This is a genomic window from Anaeromassilibacillus sp. An200 (genome assembly GCF_002160025.1).
Taxonomy (GTDB): Bacteria; Bacillota; Clostridia; order Oscillospirales; family Acutalibacteraceae; genus Caccousia; species Caccousia stercoris.
Map to the genome: position 1 here is coordinate 22,214 of NZ_NFJU01000007.1, position 23,187 is coordinate 45,400.

At 58.2% G+C, this 23,187-nt stretch carries 24 protein-coding genes; 2 read left to right on the forward strand and 22 right to left on the reverse strand.

Annotated features, from left to right (window positions below):
- Positions 1-14: 14 nt before the first annotated feature.
- The gene (locus B5F35_RS05025) at positions 15-725 is read left to right on the forward strand and encodes an ABC transporter ATP-binding protein (protein ID WP_087238847.1); all 711 of its coding nucleotides are present in this window, start codon (positions 15-17) and stop codon (positions 723-725) included.
- A gap of 52 nt (positions 726-777) precedes the next feature.
- Here the strand turns inward: B5F35_RS05025 and B5F35_RS05030 are convergent, their stop codons facing one another.
- Both B5F35_RS05030 and B5F35_RS05035 read right to left on the reverse strand, forming a co-directional pair.
- On the reverse strand, positions 778-1,992 hold the full coding sequence (locus tag B5F35_RS05030; RefSeq protein ID WP_087238689.1) for a DUF2812 domain-containing protein: 1,215 nt from the start codon (positions 1,990-1,992) through the stop codon (positions 778-780).
- Entirely contained in the window at positions 1,931-2,308 is a 378-nt protein-coding gene (locus B5F35_RS05035) for a PadR family transcriptional regulator (RefSeq protein WP_087238691.1), read from the reverse strand. The genes B5F35_RS05030 and B5F35_RS05035 overlap by 62 nt, the downstream gene beginning before the upstream one ends.
- Positions 2,309-2,606: 298 nt before the next feature.
- Here B5F35_RS05035 and B5F35_RS05040 point away from each other — a divergent pair, with 298 nt between their 5' ends.
- Positions 2,607-3,527: an aldo/keto reductase gene (locus B5F35_RS05040; protein WP_087238693.1), complete on the forward strand. Its 921-nt coding sequence runs from the start codon at positions 2,607-2,609 to the stop codon at positions 3,525-3,527.
- Positions 3,528-3,584: 57 nt separating this feature from the next.
- On the opposite strand, the gene B5F35_RS05045 is transcribed toward B5F35_RS05040, so the two are convergent.
- The 20 genes from B5F35_RS05045 to B5F35_RS05140 all read right to left on the reverse strand — a co-directional run bounded on the left by B5F35_RS05045 (position 3,585) and on the right by B5F35_RS05140 (position 23,184).
- Positions 3,585-4,598 (reverse strand): aldo/keto reductase, encoded by a 1,014-nt coding sequence (locus B5F35_RS05045; protein ID WP_087238695.1) that lies wholly within the window; start codon positions 4,596-4,598, stop codon positions 3,585-3,587.
- A 30-nt stretch (positions 4,599-4,628) separates the two neighbouring features.
- Positions 4,629-5,063, reverse strand: coding sequence for a Holliday junction resolvase RuvX (gene ruvX / locus B5F35_RS05050; RefSeq protein ID WP_087238697.1), 435 nt, complete (start codon positions 5,061-5,063; stop codon positions 4,629-4,631).
- The gene (locus tag B5F35_RS05055) at positions 5,060-6,820 is read right to left on the reverse strand and encodes an iron-containing alcohol dehydrogenase (protein WP_162611335.1); all 1,761 of its coding nucleotides are present in this window, start codon (positions 6,818-6,820) and stop codon (positions 5,060-5,062) included. Before B5F35_RS05055 ends, ruvX begins: the two co-directional genes overlap by 4 nt.
- A gap of 25 nt (positions 6,821-6,845) precedes the next feature.
- Positions 6,846-7,757, reverse strand: coding sequence for a dihydroorotate dehydrogenase (locus B5F35_RS05060; protein WP_087238701.1), 912 nt, complete (start codon positions 7,755-7,757; stop codon positions 6,846-6,848).
- A 14-nt stretch (positions 7,758-7,771) separates the two neighbouring features.
- On the reverse strand, positions 7,772-8,530 hold the full coding sequence (locus tag B5F35_RS05065; protein ID WP_087238702.1) for a dihydroorotate dehydrogenase electron transfer subunit: 759 nt from the start codon (positions 8,528-8,530) through the stop codon (positions 7,772-7,774).
- 8 nt (positions 8,531-8,538) lie between these two features.
- Positions 8,539-9,477 carry an orotidine-5'-phosphate decarboxylase gene (gene pyrF / locus B5F35_RS05070; RefSeq protein ID WP_087238704.1) on the reverse strand — a complete coding sequence of 313 codons (939 nt, stop codon included), beginning with the start codon at positions 9,475-9,477 and terminating at the stop codon, positions 8,539-8,541.
- An 80-nt stretch (positions 9,478-9,557) separates the two neighbouring features.
- The gene (locus tag B5F35_RS05075) at positions 9,558-10,844 is read right to left on the reverse strand and encodes a dihydroorotase (protein ID WP_242969406.1); all 1,287 of its coding nucleotides are present in this window, start codon (positions 10,842-10,844) and stop codon (positions 9,558-9,560) included.
- Positions 10,845-10,982: 138 nt separating this feature from the next.
- On the reverse strand, positions 10,983-11,738 hold the full coding sequence (locus B5F35_RS05080) for a YdcF family protein (RefSeq protein ID WP_087238705.1): 756 nt from the start codon (positions 11,736-11,738) through the stop codon (positions 10,983-10,985).
- Between the two features lie 209 nt (positions 11,739-11,947).
- Complete coding sequence (locus B5F35_RS05085) at positions 11,948-13,693, reverse strand: NADH-dependent [FeFe] hydrogenase, group A6 (protein WP_087238707.1); 1,746 nt, start codon at positions 13,691-13,693, stop codon at positions 11,948-11,950.
- A gap of 20 nt (positions 13,694-13,713) precedes the next feature.
- Positions 13,714-15,504 carry an NADH-quinone oxidoreductase subunit NuoF gene (gene nuoF, locus B5F35_RS05090; RefSeq protein WP_087238709.1) on the reverse strand — a complete coding sequence of 597 codons (1,791 nt, stop codon included), beginning with the start codon at positions 15,502-15,504 and terminating at the stop codon, positions 13,714-13,716.
- A gap of 14 nt (positions 15,505-15,518) precedes the next feature.
- A complete protein-coding gene (locus B5F35_RS05095) occupies positions 15,519-15,887 on the reverse strand; it encodes a (2Fe-2S) ferredoxin domain-containing protein (RefSeq protein WP_087238711.1) in 369 nt (122 codons plus the stop codon).
- A complete protein-coding gene (locus tag B5F35_RS05100) occupies positions 15,887-16,441 on the reverse strand; it encodes an ATP-binding protein (protein ID WP_087238713.1) in 555 nt (184 codons plus the stop codon). The genes B5F35_RS05095 and B5F35_RS05100 overlap by 1 nt, the downstream gene beginning before the upstream one ends.
- Positions 16,434-16,940 (reverse strand): NADH-quinone oxidoreductase subunit NuoE family protein, encoded by a 507-nt coding sequence (locus B5F35_RS05105; RefSeq protein WP_087238715.1) that lies wholly within the window; start codon positions 16,938-16,940, stop codon positions 16,434-16,436. The genes B5F35_RS05100 and B5F35_RS05105 overlap by 8 nt, the downstream gene beginning before the upstream one ends.
- A gap of 446 nt (positions 16,941-17,386) precedes the next feature.
- Positions 17,387-18,157: a PHP domain-containing protein gene (locus B5F35_RS05110; RefSeq protein WP_087238717.1), complete on the reverse strand. Its 771-nt coding sequence runs from the start codon at positions 18,155-18,157 to the stop codon at positions 17,387-17,389.
- Entirely contained in the window at positions 18,154-18,492 is a 339-nt protein-coding gene (locus B5F35_RS05115; RefSeq protein WP_087238719.1) for a DRTGG domain-containing protein, read from the reverse strand. The genes B5F35_RS05110 and B5F35_RS05115 overlap by 4 nt, the downstream gene beginning before the upstream one ends.
- Positions 18,489-19,799: a [Fe-Fe] hydrogenase large subunit C-terminal domain-containing protein gene (locus tag B5F35_RS05120; RefSeq protein ID WP_206424014.1), complete on the reverse strand. Its 1,311-nt coding sequence runs from the start codon at positions 19,797-19,799 to the stop codon at positions 18,489-18,491. The genes B5F35_RS05115 and B5F35_RS05120 overlap by 4 nt, the downstream gene beginning before the upstream one ends.
- A gap of 34 nt (positions 19,800-19,833) precedes the next feature.
- Entirely contained in the window at positions 19,834-20,253 is a 420-nt protein-coding gene (locus B5F35_RS05125) for an ATP-binding protein (protein ID WP_087238721.1), read from the reverse strand.
- Positions 20,250-20,600, reverse strand: coding sequence for a DRTGG domain-containing protein (locus B5F35_RS05130; RefSeq protein WP_087238723.1), 351 nt, complete (start codon positions 20,598-20,600; stop codon positions 20,250-20,252). Before B5F35_RS05130 ends, B5F35_RS05125 begins: the two co-directional genes overlap by 4 nt.
- A 181-nt stretch (positions 20,601-20,781) precedes the next feature.
- Entirely contained in the window at positions 20,782-22,404 is a 1,623-nt protein-coding gene (locus B5F35_RS05135; protein ID WP_087238725.1) for a glycoside hydrolase family 13 protein, read from the reverse strand.
- A 51-nt stretch (positions 22,405-22,455) separates the two neighbouring features.
- The gene (locus B5F35_RS05140) at positions 22,456-23,184 is read right to left on the reverse strand and encodes an HAD family hydrolase (protein WP_087238726.1); all 729 of its coding nucleotides are present in this window, start codon (positions 23,182-23,184) and stop codon (positions 22,456-22,458) included.
- Positions 23,185-23,187 lie beyond the last annotated feature (3 nt).

Consider the following 23,187-nt stretch of genomic DNA (forward strand, 5'->3'; position numbering starts at 1 on the left):
AGGGAGAAAATGTGATGCTTGCCGTAAAGGATCTGGAAGTCTATTACGGCTCGATCCACGCCATCAAAAAAATCAGCTTTGAGGTGCGGGAAGGAGAGATCGTCACACTGATCGGCGCGAACGGCGCGGGAAAAACCACGACCCTTCACGCGATCAGCGGTTTGGTCAAAGCGCGCTCCGGCGAGATCAATTTCTGCGGAAACAATCTGCGTTCCATGGAAGCACACAAGATCATCCGTCTCGGTCTGGCACAGGTGCCGGAAGGGCGGCGTATTTTCGCCAGCATGACGGTGCAGGAAAACCTGGAAATGGGAGCGTACATCCGCCGCGACCGGGAGCAGATCCAACAGGATTATGAGCGTGTGTTTGAGCGCCTTCCCCGTCTCAAGGAGCGCCGCCGCCAAATTGCCGGTACACTCTCCGGCGGCGAGCAGCAGATGCTTGCCATTGGCCGCGCGCTGATGTCCAACCCGAAGATGCTCCTTCTTGACGAGCCTTCGATGGGCCTCTCCCCTCTTCTCGTCAGCGAGATTTTCAAAATCATCCGCGACGTGAACGAATCCGGAATGACGGTTCTCCTGGTGGAACAGAACGCGAAGCAGGCTCTTGAGATTGCGGATCGCGCTTATGTGCTGGAAACCGGAACCATCTCCATGTCCGGCGACGCTTCGGAGCTGGCCACCGATGAAAAGGTACGTGCGGCTTATCTGGGCGGCGCTCAATAAAAATACGAGAAAACAAACAGGGTGGATTGCCAAAATGGTAATCCACCCTGTTTTATGCCAAACTGCGATCCAGAGCACGCACCCAGTCTTCCAGAGAAAGTTCCGCTTCGGGGGAAGTCTGGTAAAAGGAGGCGTGAATCATCTGGTTTCCATGAACCAGAACTACGGTAGGAAAGACAGCGGTATATGCATTGGCGTAATCTGCTTGCAGGGAATCCGGGAGAGAAAGCGACTGGTAATATTTTTGATTTCTCCGCCAGTCGTACGATTCGTATTCCCGCGCCAGTTCACGCGCCATCCATGGCGCAGCCGTCTCATAATAATCCACCGTCAGCCCGCCGGACACGGTACGGCCATCCGCCAAACGCAGGGAGCCACTCTGGTGGACAGAGAGAATCTGTGGAGCCAGCCAGTCGGTATGACGCTCTACCGTGCTTTCCAGCGGTCCGCCGGTTTTCGGTTTCCACTGCGCATCCGGAACGAAATCCTCCATGGTGGCAAAGGGAAGCGTTTCCTCATAATCCTCCAACGGCTGTGTAAAATCGCCGTGTGCATCCGCATTCCATAAGGCAAGCAGGCAGCCGAAAAAAGTACAGAGCAGGAGTAAATAGGCCGCCAGCGAGCAGTGATAGCGCCGGGCACGCGTCTGCCAGTTCTTGTGATGATTCAAAGGCTGCCCGGCGCGCAGGCGCTTCCACAGACGGTGCAGCTGCACCGCGGAGGCCGCCGAACTGCCGATGCTCCACACCACCAGCACATTTCCCAGCAGGGAAACGGGCGTTCCGAGAGTAAGAAAAACGGCAAGCGGCATCCAGTTTCCCAGAATCAGAGGGTACAGAACAAGCCACAGCAGGAAGGACACCAAGCTTCCCACCGCGCGGCGCCGGATCTGGTTCATGGAGATCGCCTGTACACGCGGGTCGGTATGCAGCTCCACCTGCTCAGCATCTTCACAGGCATACAGATAAAAATCGCCGCGGCGCGCCACAAAATGCCAGCCATACTCCTCACTGAGCGAACGGGCTTCCTCATCGGGACCCGTATTGTCATCAAACACTCTTTTTTGAGGAGCTGCTTCGACACGGTAACGAATCCGGCGCGGTTCACCACACACAAAGCAGGCAAAACCCGCAAAAAAACCGTCCTCATCCAGGATCAGTCCCTGTGCGGCCATGCTTTGCAGCCAGCTCTCCGTCGCTTCCACATCATACCCCGGACAGGGCGGGAACCGCCAGGTGCGGCGCGGCTCCTGTGTCTTGCTGCTCATCTCTTCTCCTCCCTTCGCTCTCTGCGTCTGCTACACAGCGGCGCAGACGCTCCACTTCGCTCTGATACGCCTCCTCTCCCTTCTTCGTAATGGAATAGGTGCGTTTTCGTCCATCGGAAGCGATCTCCTGAATGTAGCCTTCCTTCTCAAACTTTGCAAGAACGGTATACAGGGTAGCTGGACCAAGCCGCAGAACCCCCTGTGTTTTCCGTTCGATGAAAGCAGCCGCATCAATCCCGCACATAGGTCCACGGCGCAAAGCCATCAGCACATAAAACATGGACTCTGTTAAGCTTTCCAGCGCTTTCTTTGGCATGAAATTTTTCCTCCCATCAATATCGTTTCATGATATCATCTAACGATATTATAAATTTGCAGACACCCTTTGTCAAGCTTCCCGCAGCGCAAAGATTTGTTGTTTATCATTCTGTGCCTTTACGGAATTTTGAGAGGTTTTGGTTTGACAGCCAGGGCAATCAACGGCTAAAATGAATGTATCTATAAACCATTTCATTCGGCGTCCCTCTTACACTATCACCAATGCTTCGCGATGGCAGCGGTACCGAACGTAAGCACCGCAAAGCTGGCAAACACAACAACAGGAGGAAACAACCATGAACGAAATCACACTGGGCCGCACCGGCCTGAAGGCCCCCCAAATCGGATTGGGCTGCATGCGCATTGCCGGCATGGAGCTTTCTCAGGGAGAAAAGCTTATTCGCACCGCGATGGAAAACGGCATCCACTTCTTTGACCATGCCGACATCTACGGCGGCGGAGAGTGCGAGAGCTTTTTCGCCAAGGCATGCGGAATGAACAGTTCCCTGCGCGAGAAAATGATTTTGCAGACCAAATGCTCCATCCGCCCCGGCTGCTTTGATTTTTCAAAAGAACACATTCTCAAAAGCGTGGACGGCAGTTTGAGCCGCCTGCATACAGACTATGTGGACTTTCTGCTTCTTCACCGCCCGGATGCTCTTATGGAACCGGAGGAAGTCGCGGAAGCCTTCCGGGTTCTGAAGGAATCCGGCAAGGTCCGCTATTTCGGCGTCAGCAACCAGAACCCCGGGCAAATGGCGCTCCTGAACAAATATTGTGACAACGCCATCCAGGTCAACCAGCTTCAGTTCAGTATTGCCCACTGTGGTATGATCGACGCGGGACTCAATGTCAACATGGACAATCATGAAGGCGTGGTGCGCGACAGCGGCGTACTGGAATACTGCCGCCTGCATGACATCACCATCCAGGCATGGTCGCCGTTCCAGTACGGCATGTTCGAGGGCGTATTCCTGGGGAACACCGAGAAATACGCAAAGCTCAATGAGATCATCGATCGCCTTGCAGCGAAATACGGCGTGAGCAACTCCGCGATTGCCGTGGCATGGATTTCCCGTCACCCGGCGAAAATCCAGACCATTGTGGGAACTACCAATCCCGAGCGCCTTGCCGGCATCTGCGCTTCCTGCTCTGTGACGCTCACCCGGGAAGAGTGGTACGAGCTGTATCTGGCCGCCGGAAAGAAACTGCCATAAAAAAGCAGCGATGCTTCTCCCGCCCTGCGGCGGCGGAAAGCATCGCTGCTTTTTTACTTATTTGAGAAATGTTTTATAATCCGCGTAATTATCCGCGAGCAGACGCGGTGTGTCAAGACCGTATGGACAATGATTCGCGCAGTGGTTGCAATGGATGCAGTTTTCCACGCGCTGCATTTTCTCCTGATTGTCCTCGCTCAGCCAGCCCTGCGTCGGAGAACGGCGCAGCAGCAGGGACATACGCGCCGCCGTCGGGATATCGATCCCAGCGGGACACGGCAGGCAATAACCGCAGCCACGGCAGAAATTGCCCGCCAGCTCCTGGCGGTCGTGTGCAATGACGGCGGAAAGCTCCGGCGTCATAACAGGCGGATTCGAGACATAGGACAGGAATTCCCGCAGCTCGCTCTCCCGCTGGACACCCCAGATCGGCAGCACGTTCTCATACTGCGCGAGATACGCATAGGCGGCGGCAGAATTGGTGATAAGGCCGCCCGAGAGCGCCTTCATTGCCACAAAGCCGACATTCTTTTCCGCGCAGAGACGCACCAGCTCCTCCTCTTTCGGATCCGCCAGATAGCTGAACGGGAATTGCAGCAGATCGTAAAGGCCCGATTCCACTGCTTCACGCGCCACAGCCAGACGATGGTTTGTTATTGCGATATGGCGGATTTTCCCCTGCTTTTTCGCTTCCAGCATGGCCTCATACAGTCCGCTTCCATCACCGGGCTTTGGACAGAGGGGCGGATTGTGGAACTGGTACACATCAATATAATCTGTGCGCAGCAGGCGGAGACTTGTCTCCAGATCCTTCCAGAAGCCTTCCGCCGTCTGAGACGGTGTTTTAGTCGCCAGGAAAAGCTCCGCGCGCTTCCCTCCGCCGAAGGCTGCACCCAGCTTTTCCTCACTGTCCGTATAGCTGCGGGCCGTATCAAAATACCGGATTCCGCCGTCAAACGCCTGGTGCAGCAAGCGCACCGCTTCCTCCTGTGTGATCCGCTGGATCGGCAGCGCACCGAAGCCGTTTTTCTCCACCCGGATGCCCGTTTTCCCCAACAAAACAGATACCATGTTTATTTCCTCCCTTTTGCTCACGAGGTTTTACTCCCCCTCCCCGCCGCGTGTCCGGCGGCGGTAGGCCAGGTATTCCTCCAGAATCACAACAGCGGCCACCGCGTCGACTACTGCTTTTCTCTTTTTGCCGCGTGTATTCGTATCATTCAGATAGCTGTGCGCCGTCACAGTCGTCAGGCGCTCATCGCGCAGAGCAACGGGCAGGCCGGTCAGCGCTTCCAGCGCGGCGGCAAACTCCCGTGCGCCCTGAGCGCTCTCGCCTTCGCTGCCGTCCATGTTGCGCGGCAGACCGACCACGATCTCGCCTACGGCAAGCGCTTTCGCTTTGTCCGCCACAGCCTGCGCCAGCTTTTCCCGGTTGTACTGAGTGATCACCTCGACCGGGCTCGCGAGGATCTCTCCCTCGTCGCACACAGCAAGACCTGTGCGGGCCTTCCCCAAATCCACTGCCAATATCTTCATTTTCTCCACCAATCCTGTTTGGCCAGCGTTGAGGTTTCCGGCGTCAGGTGCGACGCATCGTTCAGCAGCACAATGCGAGCCTGGTCGTCGTCGGTAAATTCCAGCACGCTGATCCCCGTATTGTCCGACCAGGGCGTTTCATTCAGATGGTCGATTGAACCGTGCAGCAAACGGCAGATCAGGTTGCGGATGGCGCAGCCGTGCGAGACAACGCAAACCGTCTGCCCGCGATGGTCGTGCACCACTGACAGGATGCCGCGCCAGATCCGCTCGTACACCTGCCGCATTGTCTCCCCGTGCGGAGCCTCAAAATTTGCGGGATCGCGATACCAGCGCTCATTCTGTTCCGGGAAACGCACCGGCAGCTCGTCCCACCGCGTTCCGTTGTAATCGCCGCCATCGATCTCGATCAAATCCTCATACGTCTCCACCGGGAGATGATGAAAACGGTTGACCGCTTCCGCCGTCTGGCGCGCCCGGAGAAGCGGGCTGCTCACCATAGCGTCCAGCTTCGTGTTGCGCAGGCGCAGACTCAGCAGATCCAACTGCTTTTTGCCGTTTTCGCTGACTCCGCAGTCAATCCGGCCCTGGAAAATCAGCTGATCATTTCCCACAGATTCACTGTGTCGGATCAAAATCACCCTTGTCTTACGTCCAAACAAACGGCGGAACACGGCCAGAGCCTGCGTTTCATCAAAACCGCCGAAAACGTTCGCGTAATTTTTCACGCCCGTCAGCCGTTCCCGCAGGCCCAGAATCTCCTCCTCCGTCATCGAGACGCCGGAGCAATCCGCCAACGCGAGAAAGACTTCCTCAAATTTCTCTCTGGAAATACCGAGGAGACGAAGCAGCTTCTCCGCATGCTCCGCTTTGCGCTCCAACGAGAGATCCAGCAAAGACGGGGCAAACACCGCACAAGCTCTTCCATGGGGAATGTGAAACCGTTCCGTCAGCACATAACCGAGCGGATGCGGGTAAGCTGTTCCAAGGGCATTGAGCACAAAACCAGCTTGCAGCGACGCGGTATAGAGTGCTTCATGGCTCTCTTCCGTCAGCTCCTCCCCCTCATACAGAGCAAGGAGGCGTTCCCACAGGACGGGCAGGCAGCTCTCCGCGAGAGCTGCGGACATCGCGCCGCAATGTGGGGAAAGGTAGCCTTCCATCGCATGGCAGAACGCGTCAAGCCCCGTGGAAATCGTCTCCGCGCGGCTCATGGTGAAGGTATATTTCGGATCGCCGAAGGCAAAAACGGCGTAGAGATCGTCTCCCTTGCAGGAGCGCTTGCGGCCCGTGCGATCCGTCAGCACGGAAACGGCGCTCACCTCGCTGCCCGTCCCGCTCGTCGTGCCGACCAGAACAATCGGCAGCGCGCGGTTTCGGGGCGTGCTGGTGTAAAGGGCCTCCCCCTCCATGCCGGGATTCGCGGCCAGCACAGCCACAGCTTTGGCCGCGTCCATTGGCGAGCCGCCGCCGATCCCCACCACAAATTCCGCGCCAAACTCCGCGCACATCCGCGCGGCTTGCTCGCAGTCGCTCAAAAGCGGGTTTTCCCCGATCCCGTCAAACACGCGCCACGCAATCCCCACGGCATCCAGGGCGGCAGTGACATCCGCCTGCGCCCCGCTCTTCACCGCGGAGGAACGCCCCGTCACAAGCAGACAGCGCTTTCCCAGCGGCGCAAACCGCTGGGCGTTCCGACAGACAGCATCCCGCCCGCCAAGCAGGCGGACGGGAAGATAAAACTGATCCTCCAACAAGATCAAAAGCCTCCTTTTCCCGCGCTTACCACGGGCGGATCCCGCCGGTCAGCTCTGTGACGGAAGCAAGCTTCTCCTCGTCCAGATACCGGTTCAACCCCTCCAAAATCTTGACGGGAGCATACGGATCCGTAAACAGAACCGTGCCGATTTGCAGCGCCGAAGCACCCGCAAGCAGCATTTCCACCGCGTCCTGCCAGGTGGCGATGCCGCCCAGACCCACAACCGGAATCTTCACCCGCTGGGACGCCTGCCAGACCATGCGCACCGCGACGGGAAACACGGCCGGGCCGCTCAGGCCGCCGGTGTTGTTGCGGATGATGGGGCGGCGCGTGCGGATGTCAATGCGCATTCCTGTCAGCGTATTGATGAGGGAAATCGCGTCGGCTCCGGCCGCTTCCGCCGCCGCCGCAATCTCCCCGATATCCGACACGTTCGGGGAAAGCTTGACCATCAGCGGCTTTGTGCAATGCTTGCGGACCGCCGCCGTGATGGCTCCCACGCCCTCGCAGGAGGTGCCGAACTGCACGCCGCCCTGCTTGACGTTCGGGCAGGAAATATTCATCTCAATCATATCCACGTCGGAGTCGGAAAGCTTCTCCGCCATGGCACAGTAATCCTCCGGCGTATTGCCCGCGATGTTCGCGATCACCGCCGTGCCCTGCTGCCGCAGCCACGGAAGATCCTCCCGGATGAAATGATCCACGCCGGGGTTTTGCAGGCCGACGGCGTTGAGCATGCCCGAAGGGGTCTCCGCGATACGCGGGGGCGGGTTGCCGGGACGCTCCTGCAAGGTAATCCCCTTGCAGGAAATGCCGCCCAGCGTGGACAGCGGGTAAAATTCCGCGTACTCGCGCCCGAAACCGAACGTGCCGGAGGCCGCGATCAGGGGATTGGCCAGCTCCACGCCGGCAATGTTGACTTTTAAATCCGCCATTTTCGCTCCTCCTCTCAGTCAAACGCGACCAGACGCGCGTCAAACACGGGGCCATCCTTGCACACATGGCCGTGCCGCCAGCCGCCGTCCTCTGTTTTCAGCTTACAGGCGCAGCCAAGGCACGCGCCTATCCCGCAGGCCATGCGCTGTTCCAGAGAAATCTGGCACTCAATGCCGCGCTTTTCGGCCTCCGCCGTCAGCGCGCGCAGCATCGGGGTGGGGCCGCAGGCAAAGATCGCTTCGCAATCCTCCGGCAGACACTCCGTCACCAGGCCGTGATGGCCCGCGGAACCGTCGTCCGTTGCAAGAATGACCTGGTTGCCGTTCTTTTCGAAATCCTCCTGGAGAATCACCGCGTCCTTGTTCCGGAAGCCTGTCACCACCGTGGCGTTTTGCCCGAAAGGCTTTGCCGCCGCGACAAGCGGGGGAACGCCAATGCCGCCGCCGACAAAGCAGACCTTGCGGGTGGTATCCCCGAGAGCAAAGCCATGGCCGAGCGGAGCGAGGATATCCCAGCTGTCGCCTTCCTTCGTCTGCGCGAGAATGGCCGTACCCTCCCCGCGAATCTGGAATACAAAGCGCAGCCGATCCTCCTCGATCGCACAGATCGAAATCGGGCGGCGCAGCGTCTTGCCCGGAACAAAAATCTGCGCAAACTGACCCGGCACGGCGGCGCGGGCCAGCTCCCCGGCCTCCACCCACGCGCTGAACACATCGGCGGTCAGCTGCTCAAAGCGAACCACACGGCATTGCCGTACATCGTATTGCTTCATGCGGCACCTCACTCCGGCAGGCGGATTTCGCCCACCTCGCTCATGATATCGTCACGCATCCGCACAGCCTCCGCGGCAGCAGCCTTCGCGTAATCCTCGGGCGCGGCGTCCGTCTTTTTCCAGGCGCAGAGGATGGAACGCGAAGCATTCACGATCGCGCCCAGGCCGTTTTTATCAAAGCCGGGTGCCACGTCCTTCGCGCCGCCGCCCTGCGCGCCATAGCCCGGCACAAGGAAGAAGGTGGAGGGCATGGCCGCGCGCAGCTCACCGAGCTGGGCCGGATATGTCGCGCCGACAACGGCTCCCACGCCGGAATAACCGTACTTTCCGGGAAGAGAGGTTCCCCATTTTTCACAGAAGGCTCCCATAGCGCGATAGACCGTTTCGCCGCTTTCCAGCTTTTGATCCTGAAGCTCTCCGGAGGAGGGGTTTGACGTCTTGACGAGAACGAAAATTCCCTTGTCCTGCGCGGCGCAAACCTTCAAAAGCGGATCAATACCATCGGTGCCCAGGTACCCATTGACCGTCAGGCTGTCGGCTCCGAACGCTTCCACCAGCTTATCCTCCACAGCCGTCAGGCCAAGATGAGCGGTCGCGTAAGCCTCCATGGTCGCGCCGATGTCGTTGCGCTTGCCGTCCAGAATGACATACATGCCCTTTTCCTGCGCATAGCGGATGGTTTCGTGCAGCGTGCGCACACCCTGCCAGCCATACATTTCATAGTAGGCCGCCTGGGGCTTGACCGCCGGGACAATCCCGCACAGCGCGTCAATCAGACCTTTGTTGTATGCGAGAATCGCGGCCGCCGCGCCCTCTAGCGTCTGGCCGTGCGCCGCATAGGCTTCCTCCTTGAGATAGGCCGGGATATAATCCAGCTTGGGATCCAGCCCTGCCACCGTCGGGTTTTGCAGCGCGGCAATCTTTTCGATCATCTTGTTCAGAGACATCTGTGATACCCTCCATCCTGTTTTCTTGCCATATGGTTCTATCTTGGATCCCCGTCGGGGAAATTCCATTTTCCGGTGCTTTACACACCCTCACGCCAAACAAAGCGGCCGCCGCAGATGGTAGCTTTCACGCGGCCTGTCAGCTCCCTGCCCTTGAACACCGCGTTGCGGCTCTTTCCGTGCAGAGAATCCGGGTCGACCGTCCAGACTTCATCCGGGTCAAACACCACCACATCGGCGGGCGCGCCCTCCGCAAGCGTTCCCGCGTGCAGGCCAAGCAGGCGCGCGGGGGATGTGCTCATCAAACGGATCAGCTCCGTCATCGTCAGCAAACCGGGCTTGACCAGGAAGGTAATTCCCGCCGCCAGCGAGGTTTCCATCCCGATACTGCCGTTCGGCGCTTTCGCAAAATCCGCCTTCTCCTGCGGCGTGTGCGGCGCATGGTCCGTCGCAATGGCTTGCAGCGTCCCGTCGCGCAGCGCCTCAATCACCGTCAGGCGATCCTCCTCTGTGCGCAGCGGCGGACTCATGCGCTTGTCCGCGTCACGATCCCGCAGCTCCTCGTCCGTCAGGGCAAAATAATGCGGAGCCGTCTCACCTGTCACCTGCACGCCGCGCCGGCGGGCATCGCGGATCAGTGCCACACTCGTCTTTGTGCTGACATGACAGATGTGCACGGGCACACCGTAAGCAGCGGCCAGAGCGATTTCACGCGCCGTACCGCAGTCCTCAGCCGCCGCCGGAACGCCCGGCACACCCAGCGCCCGGCTCACCGCGCCCTCGTTCATCAGACCGCCAGCCGAGAGATACAAATCCTCACAGTGCGACACCACAGGAACACCCAGCTCCGCCGCGGCCCGCATCGCCTGCGCCATCTTGCGGGAATCCACCACGGGACGGCCGTCATTGCTGAACGCGCAGGCGCCCGCCTCGCGCAGAGCCTGGAAATCGCACAGCTCCGCCGCGTCTCCCAGTCCCTTTGTGATGGCCGCCGCCACATATACGTGCGCGTCGGCATTCGCCGCCTTGTCCAGAATATACCGGACAGTTTCCGGCGTATCCACGGCAGGCTTTGTGTTCGGCATACAGAGCAGGCTGGTCACACCTCCCGCCGCCGCCGCACGGCATCCGGAGAGAATGTCCTCTTTATCCGGAAAACCCGGATCGCGCAGGTGCACATGCATATCCACCAGGCCGGGGGCGGCATGCAGGCGTCCTTCGCCATCAATGATCTCCGCATCCTTCGCGTCAATCCTCTGGCCGACGGCGCGAATCGCCCCATCCTCCACCAGGATATCCGCCACAGCTCCGTCCCGGCGCGAGGCGGGATCGGTCACTTTCATATTCTTCAGCAAAATTCTGCTCACTCTTTCACAACCCTTCCGTGACAATTCGACGCGCGCCGGAGAACCTGTCCTTTGCGCCGCCGCCTTGTTTTATTATACAATAGGGAAGCCGCTGTGACAAGGCTTGCCATGCGGGACGGCGGGGAAAACACTCTTGATTTATACCCACCCCAGCAAAAGCTGTTCCGTGATCGCCAGCGTTTCACGTGCCACACACGCGGGGAGAAGATAAAACGGTGTGCGTCCCGGTACTGCATACGACGCAATCCCCTCACGCTGCGCCAGAAGCCAGGCGCGGAATTCATGGTATTCGTCCGTGACAATCAGCATCGGCTCAGGCAAATCATTTTCCTCCATCACTGCTTTGCTGAACGCGATATTCTCCTCTGTATCCGAGGATTCCGCTTCCAGATAAATCCGGGAGGGCTCTACCCCTTTTGCAATCAAACCATCGCGGATCGCGGCGGCTTCGGAAATGTCCTCGCCCGTTCCCTGCCCGCCGGAAGCCACCACAGACAGAGACGGATGCTCCAGAAGATACTCAGCCGCACGGTCTATCCGAGCCTGCAAATCCGCGCTCGGCACGGTGCCGTTGACCTTGCTTCCCAGCACCACCACCGTTCCCGACGGATCCTCCGGCGGCGCGCGCAGCGCCCCCACCGTCATGCAGGCAAAAAGGGAAAAAGTATACACTACAGACAGGATAAAAACAGATAATATTACTTTTGGTATCCACTTTTTCTGTTTCTTTGCTGTCCAGGCCGCTAACCGGGGCCAAACATGTGCCCCAACCGCCAGAACGGCTCCCGCTGCAAGTCCCACCCATGTTCCAAGGCTCCACACACCGGCAAAGACAGCCGGCAGCAGGAACAGCGCACACAGCACCAGTCCGGTAAAAAAAAGAACACTTCTCATATGGTTTCTCACAACACTCCCCCTTTCCGTCCAGCGCACCTGCGCGGAAATGATGTTTTGCACAGTATACCAAAAGATCCTGAACAGGGTGTGAATTCTACAAAAAATATGGTCCGGCACGCTCTCAGAGCGATGCCGGACCGGAGGGGAACATTCAAAAGATCGGAGGTTTGCGTGGGAAAATCCGCAAGACCTCCCGGCGTAATCAATCAGTAACGGCTGCGGGGAACATAGGTGGTATGCAGCAGCTCATGTGCTTTGTGTCCGCCGGGCTCACCAAGGAATTCCTCGTAGGCCTTTTGGATCAGCGGATTTTCATGGCTCTTGCGCAGAGGCATATTGGCGTCCTGTGTATAGAGCGCCTGCGCACGCGCCGCGCGCAGATCGGTAAAGTTGCGCACGGACGAAGGCTGGATCGGCTGGCCGCCGCCATTGACGCAGCCGCCGGGGCAGCACATAATCTCAATGAAATGATAGCCGCCTTCGCCGTTCTTCACCTTCGTGAGAACTTCGTTCGCATTATTCAGACCGCTCACAACGGCAACCTTCACATCCATGCCGGCGATCTTGTAGACCGCTTCCTTGATGCCCGCGCCGCCGCGCACTTCCTGATATTCAATGCTTTCCACACTGCGGCCCTCGAGCGTATCGGCAGCCGTTCTCAATGCAGCTTCCATTACGCCGCCGGTCGAGCCGAAGATGACGGCCGCACCGGTGGATTCACCCATCGCCGGGTCAAACGCTTCGTCCGGCAGGGTATTGAAGTCAATACGGCAGAGCTTAATCAGACGGGCCAGTTCACGGGTCGTCAGAACGATATCGGTATCGGCGATTCCCTCGCCCGCGCCCTCCATATCGTCACGATGAATCTCAAACTTTTTCGCCGTACAGGGCATGATGCTGACGACAACAATCTTGCTCGGATCAATGCCTTCCTTCTGCGCGAACCATGTCTTGATCATCGCGCCTGTCATCTGCTGCGGCGATTTGCAGGACGAAACATTCGGCAGAAGCTCCGGGAAGTAATGCTCACAGAACTTGACCCAACCGGGCGAGCAGGAGGTGATCATCGGCAGCGTACCGCCGTTCTTCACACGCTCGATAAACTCGTGCGCTTCCTCCATGATAGTGAGATCCGCGCCGAAATCCGTATCAAACACCTTTTGGAATCCGATGCGGCGCAGGGCGGCAACCATCTTGCCCTCCACATTCGTGCCGACCGGCATGCCGAAGCACTCACCCAGCGTGGCGCGGATGGACGGGGCCGTCTGGACCACAACATACTTTTCGGGATCGTTCAGGGCGGCGAGCACGTCGGCGCACTGATCCTTCTCTGTGAGAGCGCCCGTCGGGCAGGCGACGATGCACTGGCCGCAGGACACACAGGGAACATTCGCGAGCGGCTGCTCAAACATGCAGCCGATATGGGTATCAAAGCCGCGGCTGTTCGGGCCGATGACGGCCACATGCTGGTTTGCGCAGGCGGCGACACAGCGGCGGCAGAGAATACACTTGGAATTGTCACGCACCAGATGATAAGTGCTGTCGTCATAGGTGGAATCCGGCATCGCGCCCTCATAGCTGGTGGAATCCTCCACGCCAAGCTCCTGGCAGAGCGTTTGCAGTTCACAGTTGTTGCTGCGCTTGCAGGTCAGGCAAGCTTTGTTATGCACGGAAAGCAGCATTTCCAGCGTCATTTTGCGGGATTCGATGACCTTCGGGGTATTGGTGTAAACCTCCATGCCCTCATTGACCGGATAGACACAGGCGGCTACAAGGGAACGGGCCCCCTTGACCTCGACCACGCACATACGGCATGCGCCGATCTCATTGAGATCCTTGAGGTAGCACAGCGTGGGGATGTCGATCCCGGCGCTCTTGGCGGCCTGCAGGATTGTATAGTCAGCCGGCACCGAGAGGGGCATGCCGTTGATTTTGACATTTACCATATTCATGAACTCTGGCAGCTCCTTTCTTATCTCTTCTCAATCGCGCCGAACTTACATTTCTCCATGCAAGCACCGCACTTGATGCACTTCTTCGTGTCGATCACATGAGGCTGCTTGACCGTGCCGGTGATAGCGCCCACCGGGCAGCTTCTGGCGCACAGCGTGCAGCCGCGGCACTTGTCGGGATCGATGTGATAGTTCGTCAGGGCCTTGCAGACGCCGGCCGGGCAGCGCTTCTCCGTCACATGCGCGATGTACTCGTCGCGGAAATATTTCAGCGTGGAGAGCACAGGGTTCGGGGCCGTCTGGCCCAGCGCGCACAGGGAGTTCTCCTTGAGATAATAGCAGAGCTTCTCAAGACGGTCGATATCCTCCAGCGTACCGTTGCCGCTGGTGATCTTGTTCAGAATCTCAAGCAGGCGGCGGGTACCCACACGGCAGGGCGTACACTTGCCGCAGGATTCGTCGACGGTGAACTCGAGGAAGAATTTCGCGATATCCACCATACAGGTGGTATCATCCATGATAATCATGCCGCCGGAGCCCATCATGGCGCCGATGGCAAGCAGGTTGTCGTAATCGATCTTGACGTCCATCTCCGAGGCCGGAATACAGCCGCCGGAGGGGCCGCCCGTCTGCGCCGCTTTGAAGGTATGGCCATTCGGCACGCCACCGCCGATCTCCTCAACGATCTCGCGCAGGGTGGTTCCCATCGGGACCTCCACCAGGCCGGTATGCTTGATCTTGCCGCCGAGCGCGAAGACCTTCGTGCCGGAGGAACGCTCGGTGCCGATCGACTTGAACCAGTCGGCGCCGTTCAAAATGATCTGCGTGATGTTGGCCCAGGTTTCCACGTTGTTCAAAATGGTGGGCTTCTCAAACAGGCCCTTGACAGCCGGGAACGGCGGACGGGGACGCGGCTCGCCGCGCTTGCCCTCGATGGAGGTCATCAGCGCCGTTTCCTCACCGCATACAAACGCACCCGCGCCAAGACGCAGGGAAATGTCAAAGTTAAAGCCGGTACCAAAAATATCATTGCCGAGCAAACCGTACTCGTGCGCCTGGTCGATGGCGATCTGAAGGCGCTTGACGGCGATCGGATATTCCGCGCGGACATAAATATAGCCCTGGGACGCGCCGATAGCGTAGCCCGCGATGGCCATGGACTCAAGCACCACATGCGGGTCGCCCTCCAGAATGGAGCGATCCATGAACGCGCCGGGGTCGCCCTCATCGGCGTTGCAGCAGACATACTTCTGATCCGCTTCATTCGCGGCGGCAAAGCCCCACTTCACGCCGGTCGGGAAGCCCGCGCCGCCGCGGCCGCGCAGGCCGGAGGCTTTGATCACGTCGATCACCTGCTGCGGTGTCATTTCGGTGAGCACCTTGCCGAGTGCCTGATAACCGTCGACGGCGATGTACTCATCGATGTTCTCCGGATTGATCACACCGCAGTTGCGCAGGGCGATTCTTCTCTGCTTGCCGTAGAAGGTCGTCTCATTCAGGGACTTGACGGAATTATCGTCGACCACCGTCTCCTGATAAAGCAGGCGTTTGACAATACGGCCCTTGAGCAGATGCTCCTCCACGATCTCAGGGACGTCGTCAGGCTTTACCATGCTGTAAAACGCGCCCTCCGGGTACACGACCATGATGGGACCGAGCGCGCACAGGCCGAAGCAGCCGGTGCGGATAACATTGACTTCCTTTTCCAGGCCGTGCACCAGAATCTCTTCCTTGAGCCGCTCGATGACCAGCTCGCTGTTCGAGGAGGTACAGCCGGTACCGCCGCAAACCAGTACATTAGAACGATACAATACAGCCGCCTCCTTTACTGTGTATTCGCGCCGATGGTGTACTCTGTCACCACATTGCCGTTGACAAGGTGATCGTTCACCACACGCACGGCTTTTTCGGCAGTCATCTTGACATAGGTGGTTTTCTTGTCACCCTCGATCACTTCCACCACGGGCTCATACTGGCAGATGCCGATGCAGCCCGTCTGCGTGACCATAATATCCTGAAGGCCGCGTTTGGCGACCTCTTCCACAAAGGCGTTGAGCACCGGGCGGGCGCCGGCGGCGATCCCGCAGGTGGCCATGCCGACCTGTACGCGGACGGATGCTCCGCTCTCTGCGCGCAGTCCCACCTGCGCGCGTGCCTTGTCGCGGATGGCCTGAAGCTCAGCTAAAGACTTCATTATGATGTTTCCTCCCTTAATAGTTCTGCTGTCTGTTCCTCCAGAAAACCGGCGATCCACTCGGAAACCTCCGGGGCGCTCAGGGGAACCTCCCCCAGTACCTGCCGGAGCTCTCTGGTGTCCAGGACAAACTCCCTGCCGTCCCGGATCCGCCGGTATACAAAATCAAGCTGCGGGTTGCAGGTGATCAGCAGCCGCACCGTGCCGGAAATGTCCCCCAGCGGGATCATATCGACATGCGACGGTACAAACTGCGCCGTCAAAACCGTCCCCTCCCCTTTTTGAGAACGAATCGAAAAGCTGCCTCCCGTCATTTCCGCCTCCATCTTGAAGAGGGGAACCCCCAGCCCCACCTTGCGCGTGGTGCGGGTGGTATAAAACGGGTCGATCACACTTTTCACCTGCTCCTGCGTCATGCCGCAGCCGTTATCCTCCAGTGTAATGGAAAGCCGATCGGCGGCGGAATCCTCCTGCACGGTCAAGCGCACAAGGGACGCGCCCGCGGTGATGGAGTTCTGAGCGACATCCATCACATTGAGCGCCAGCTCACGCATCGCCGCTCTTGTACTTTTCCAGGATGCCGTCGATATCCTCCGGCACCAGACGGCCATACACCTCGTCGTTGATTGTCATGACGGGCGCCAGGCCGCAAGCCCCGATGCAGCGGCAGGCCGTGAGCGAAAACATGCCGTCCGCCGTGCATTCCTCCGGCTGGATGCCAAGATTCTTGCTGATCGCGTCGAGCACGTTTGCCGCGCCCTTGACGTAACACGCTGTTCCCAGGCAGACGGAAATATTGTACTTGCCCTTCGGCGTGAGGGAAAACTGCGAATAGAAGGTCGACACACCGAACACTTCCTCCAGCGACACCCCCAGGCCGCGTGCGATCATCGTCTGCACCTCCACCGGAAGATAGCCGTAAACCTCCTGGGCTTCCTGCAGGCAAGGCATGATCGCCCCACGCTCATCCTTGTGACGGGCAATAATCGCATTCAGTTTTTCTTCCTGCTCCGGCGTACCGCTGAAGGGCAGGTTGCTGATACGTTTCTGCATTCTCTTTCCTCCCTAGACTGTTGCAATGCTTGGTGTTGCGAATTTCGTAAAACGGAATCGCGGCGCCATTTTGGGGTAAATAGCCACATTCCGACTCATTTTACATGGTACAGTATAACATAACGTTTCTGTAAAATCCAGAACTTTCTGTAGTTTTCGCTAAAATAAATCGCTCAAATCGTTAATTATTTAACAATATGAAAATTTTCGATTTTGTATTACTTAGTACAAAATCTTTCTCTTTTCGCAATTCGACGAAAAAAATCGCTCATTTTACAGAAGCAAAGCTTTTTTCTTGCCGGAAAAGACAAAAAAGCAAAAAATTCACTCGTTAAAAATATATCAATATATGGTATTCTCCATATTTTTTCTTACCAAATAAAAAAGAAATCGTTTATTTTATCTTTTTCCCATTTGCAGCTTTGTTCTTTTTCTCTGCCGGCGTATCATTCAGAGGCGCAGCGGCCGCCTTCTCCCCATCCAGGATGATACCAGCGGGCAGGCAATTCCCCGTTCAGGACAGCAATCAGAGCCTGCGGCGTGTTCTCCGGAAGCTCCAGCCACGCCGCAGGATCCGGCATATTTTCCAGGTAATGGGCATCCGAATCCATCAGAAGCAGCTTTCCCATAAGCTCCGGATTGGTGCGCAAAAGCGCGCGCGGATCTCCCTGCGGACTGATCTCCGCCGTGTGGAAATCCGGTTCCGGAGGAATCGCTCCTAAACTCGCGATCAAACTATAAGAATCACGGTCCACATGCGCCGGAAACGCCGTTCCTCCCAGCTCCCGCGCTTTTTTGGCGGCTTCCTCCGCTGTGACAAAGGAGGCGGCGAGAAGCATGCGCTCCTCCTCCCCCACCGGCTCGTCGCGGCTGTCCAAAAGAAACTGGCGGCCAAAAATTTCCGGGCGGTTTTGCAGCGGCGGGCTGTTTTCTTTGACAAAAGCTTCAAACGCTTCTGCCGCCTTCAGCGTGGGAAACAGGCACACCACATGGGCTTCCTCCGCGGTGCACAGCTCCATGCCCGGCACAACAACAAGGCCCGCGGCGCGCCCCGCCTCCATGACGGCTTTGGCATTTCCGCAGGCATTGTGGTCGGTGACGGCAATCAGCTGATACCCCAGCAATACCGCCATATTCACCAGATTATTTGGTGTCATGTCATCGCCGCCGCACGGGGACAGGCAGGAATGCAGATGCAGATCGTAGAACACCTTCACGGCATTTCTCCCAGCAGCGCCGCCACACGCAGCGACGTGCGATAGCTGCCCTCCGTTACGCGAAGCACGGGGATCTCCTCCACTTCGGCCCGCTGCTTTGCGTTTTCATCCAGCGGCGCATCCTCTGTCAGAAGGATGCAGGCCCCATCCTTGAGCGAACAGACCGCGACAGCGTTCAGGTTTCCCATCACCGTCATCCAGACCGCGCTCTCCGGCAGGCGCGCCATCACCCAGCTGAGCAAATCACCCGCATAGCCCGTTTTCACTTCACGCGACAGATCGCCCTCCACCAGAACCTCCGCGCCCAGCTGCTCTGCCAGTTCACGCACCGTCATTTCAGGCCCTCCCTTCCTTTTTCACCCGCGGCATGACCGCCGATCGCTCCCAGGACGTCCGCCATGCTTCGGATTTCCTCACGCAGCACAAAGATGCAGTCGCTCTCCTTGGCTTCTCCCTTCACCACGTCCTCCGCCAGCGAGCGGCATGAGGGCGCGCCGCAGGAGCCGCAGTCCAGTCCGGGGAAGCTGCCGCAGATCCGGTCGATATCGGACATCATCTGCAAAGCCTGTTCCATATCATCCGACAGCTTGAGCACGGGCGCAAATTCCAAATCCGTCTGCCAGTGCAGCGCGTCGCGCACCTCCTGCTCCAGATGGTTCCGGGAAACGGGAAGATACCGCCGGAGTCTTTGCAGCCGCGCCTTTGCCACATAGGCGTTTTCCACGGTCAGCACGCCGCCGACACAGCCGCCCGCGCAGGCGTTCAGCTCGATGAATTCCAGCTCGCGGATCCGCTCGTCCTCCAGCTCCTCCAGCACACGGATCACGTTTTCAATGCCGTCGGCCGCGAGATATTTATCGTTCAGCAGAGCGGCGCTCTCGCCCCCGCTGGAAGCCCAGCTCACGCCAATCACTCCGGCTCCCTGCAGTGCCTCGGTTTGATCCAGATGCTCCATTTTTTCTGTCAGCTTCGGGAAAATCTCGCTGATCGCAATGGCGCCATCCACCTCGGAGCGCTCAAAGTTCACCGGAACGCGCACGTCCGTCACCTTCGCCGGGCAGGGGGTGAGAAAGAATGCGCCGATTTTTTCCCTGGGTAAGCCGGTGCGCTTCTGGGCCTCATCCTTGGCCAGGCGCGCCGCGAACTCCATCGGGGATCCCAGGGGCAGCACATGGCTGCACAGATCGGGAAACCGCACACGGATCAGCCGCACAACCGCCGGACAGGCCGAGCTGATCACCGGAAGCCGCAGCGTTCCCTCACGCATCATCCGGCGCGTCGCTTCCGACACAAGCTCCGCCGCCCGGGCCACCTCAAACACATCGTCAAAGCCCAGCCGTTTGAGGCCGGTCAGGACGATGTCAATATCATCGAGATGGTTGAACTGCCCGTAGAGCGTGGGGGCAGGCAGAGCAATTTTATACTCGAAACCATTCAGGACGGACAGCGAATCATACTGCGCCCGTTTGGCATGGTGCGGACAGACACGGATGCACTCGCCGCAGTCGATGCAGCGTTCCGAGATAATGCATGCCTTGCCGTCCCGCACACGGATGGCTTCCGTCGGGCAGCGCTTGATGCAGTTGGTGCAGCCCATACATTTCTCGCTGTCGAGCGTCACCGAATGAAAAAAGCGATCCAATCTGAGGATCCCCCTCTCTGCGGCTCCGCAGCGCTCAGGCGTATACCTTCATGAAAAGAGTTGTCCCCTCTCCCACTTTGGTGTCGATGCGGAGTTCGTCCGTGTATTTCTTCATATTCGGCAATCCCATGCCTGCGCCGAAGCCGAGATTGCGCACATTGTCGGGGGCGGTGCTCCACCCCTCCTGCATGGCCTTTTCCACGTCCGGGATCCCGGGTCCGTGATCCCGCAGGACAATCTGCACCTGCTTTGGATCCACATCCACCACGGCCTCACCGCCGCCCGCGTGAATGACCATGTTGATTTCCCCTTCATACATGGCGATCGCCACCTTGCGGATTGCATCGGGGTTATAGCCAAGCTGCTTGAGCTTGCGTTTGACATCGCTGGAAGCTTCTCCCGCACGGGTGAAATCGTCTCCCGGCACCTCATACCGCAGGGTCAGCGTATTCATTTCTCCTCACACTCCCCGCGCAGTCCTCCGGCAAACAGCAGGCCGCAGGCGGTAAACATCCGGTAATCGGTTTTCAGCACGATGATATCGCGCGAACGGGCCAGATCCAGAATGGCTTCGTCGATCTCTTTCCCGCGGACAAACACCACACAGCGCATGTCCATCATCTCCGCCGTGCGGATCACCTGCGGGTTGCACAGACCCGTCAGAAGCAGCGCCTGATCCTTGACAAACGCCAGCACGTCGCTCATCATATCGCTGCCGCAGGCCGTCTTGATCTCCGTCTCCATATCTCCTTCGACCAGAACCTTGGCGTTCAGAATGCGTACAACCTCACGTACCGTCATACTGGTTCCTCCCGTTTTGCAGATTCTCTTAAATTTTATAGAATTCCAGTATAAAACTATAGAAAATGGTTGAATCTATTATACCAGCGGCGCTTCAAAGGCGCAAGAGGGCGGCGCAAATTTCCTGTAAACGGGCGCAAAAAGGCCTGCAACTCCCTTTGGAATCGCAGGCCTTTCTCTTTTATTCCAAATACAGCATCATGGCTTCCCATGGGCGCAGAGCTCCCGCGTGGGACGGATAATTGGCAATCAGGGTGCGGGCGTTTTTCCACTCCGCCTTCGGCTCCCAAACGGTTTCCTCATCGCTGAAATTGCATACCACCAGAAGTTGTTTTCCCTCATAGGCACGGCGGTAAACAAAAAGCTTCGGATGATCCGGCTCCAACAGTGTGAAGTCTCCATGCGCGAAAACAGGCAGCTCCTTGCGCAGTTTCAAAAGCTTCTGATAATAATGGAACACGGAATCCGGATCGGCCAGAGCCGCCTCGGCGTTGATCGTTGTATGGTTCGGGTTCACTGGAATCCACGGCGTCCCCTCGGTGAATCCGGCGTTTTCCCCGGCGGTCCACTGCATGGGCGTGCGCGCGTTGTCGCGGCCCTTCGCATAGATGGAACGCATGGTCTCCTCCTCCGGACGGCCTTCCTCCTGACACCGCTTGTAAAAATTCAAAATTTCCACATCGCGGTACTGATCGATCGGCAGACGCACGTTCGTCATGCCCAGCTCCTCGCCCTGATAAATGTAGGGCGTCCCCTGCATGCCGTGCAGCATGGTTCCCAGAAGCTTGGCTGACTGCACACGATATTCCCCGTCGTTGCCCCAGCGGGAAACCACACGGGGAAGGTCGTGGTTGTTGAGGAACAGGCTGTTCCATCCGCAGCCGTGCAGCCCTTCCTGCCAGCGGGCAAAGCTCTCCTTGAATTTTACAAAAGGCAGCGGACACAAATCCCATTTCTCTCCGCCCGGCTTCTGATCCAGCATCATCTGCTCAAACTGGAACACCATGGAAAGCTCGCTGCCGTCCGGAGCGCTGTACAGCTTCGCGCGCTCCAGATTGGCACCCCACGCCTCGCCCACTGTGACCAGGCAGCCCTTCTGGAAGGTCTCCCGGCTGAGCTCCCGCAGGAATTCATGCAGGCGGGGGCCGTTTCCGGTGATCTCCCGATCCGGCTCCTTGGCGATCTGATCAATGACATCCAACCGGAAGCCCTCCACGCCCTGCTCCATCCACCAGAGGATCATGTCATAAATCTCCCGGCGCAGAGCGGGATTTTCCCAGTTGAGATCCGGCTGCTGCGGGGCGAACTGGTGGAAATAATACTGTCCCAGCTCCGGAACCCACTCCCAGGCCGGGCCGCCGAACACGGACTGCATCCCGTTCGGATACCGGTCCGGCGTGCCGTCGCGCCAGACATAGTAATCATGGTACGGCGATTCCTTATCGGCCTTGGCCTTCAAAAACCACGGGTGCTGGTCTGAGCTGTGGTTGAGCACCAGGTCCATCATGATCCCAATGCCGCGCTTTTTCCCTTCCCGAATCAGTGTGCGCATATCCTCCAGGGTACCAAACAACGGATCGATGTCCCGATAATCCGAAATATCATATCCGTTATCCACCTGCGGGGAAGCAAACACCGGCGAAAGCCAGATGAGATCGATCCCCAGCTCCGCCAGATAATCCAAACGGCGGATAATCCCGTTCAGATCGCCCACGCCGCTGCCCGTTGTATCCTGGAAACTCCGGGGATAAATCTGATAGACAACGGCGGATTTCCACCAATCCTTTTTCGTTTTGTCAAGCATGCAGCTGCTCCTCCTTCTGCTGATATGTGCGCCGGTTTCTTCATGGGGAAGCTACAGAAGGAGCTCCCGCAGAAGCGCCGCATAGTCGGCCCCAGAACAATACAGATCCCACTCCGGACGCACCGCCAGATCATCCGTATTCAAAAAGCAGGTATGAATTCCCAGGCTCCGTGCAGGGGCAATATCGTCGCTGGGGCTGTTGCCCACCATCAGGCAGCGCTCCGGCCCAACGCCTGCCGCCTGAATTGCCAGCCGGAAATAATCCGGATCCGGCTTTTTGATTCCCTGATCGGAAGAGATAAAGATTTTATCAAAGCGGTTCCACAGCCCCAGCCGCCTCATTTCCGGCTCTGTGAACAGACGCTGTGCGTTCGAGAGGAGGAACACCCGTTTTCCCGCACCGCGCAGCGCATCCAGCAGCTCAAGGGCGCCGGGGTACAGCTCGGATTCGTCGGTGGAACAGGCGCGCAGCATCATTCCGACCTGGCGCAATGTCTCATTGGAAACTTTTCCTACCCCTTTTTCCGTGAACAACGCCTGGAAAACAAGTTCAAACTGAACCTCAACACACTGCTTCCCGGAGGCCTCTCTTGCCACAGCCTCCTGCTTTTCGATCTGCCTGCGGTACGCTTCCCGCAGGGTCTGCGGGGTATAGGACGCACCGTAATACCCATACAGGTAGGAAAGCGGTTTCCATACACGGTCCAGATTTTCCTCATCGGTATGAATGCGGATCAGCGTCCCATACAAATCAAAAAAGACTGCGTCAATCATTTTCATCCG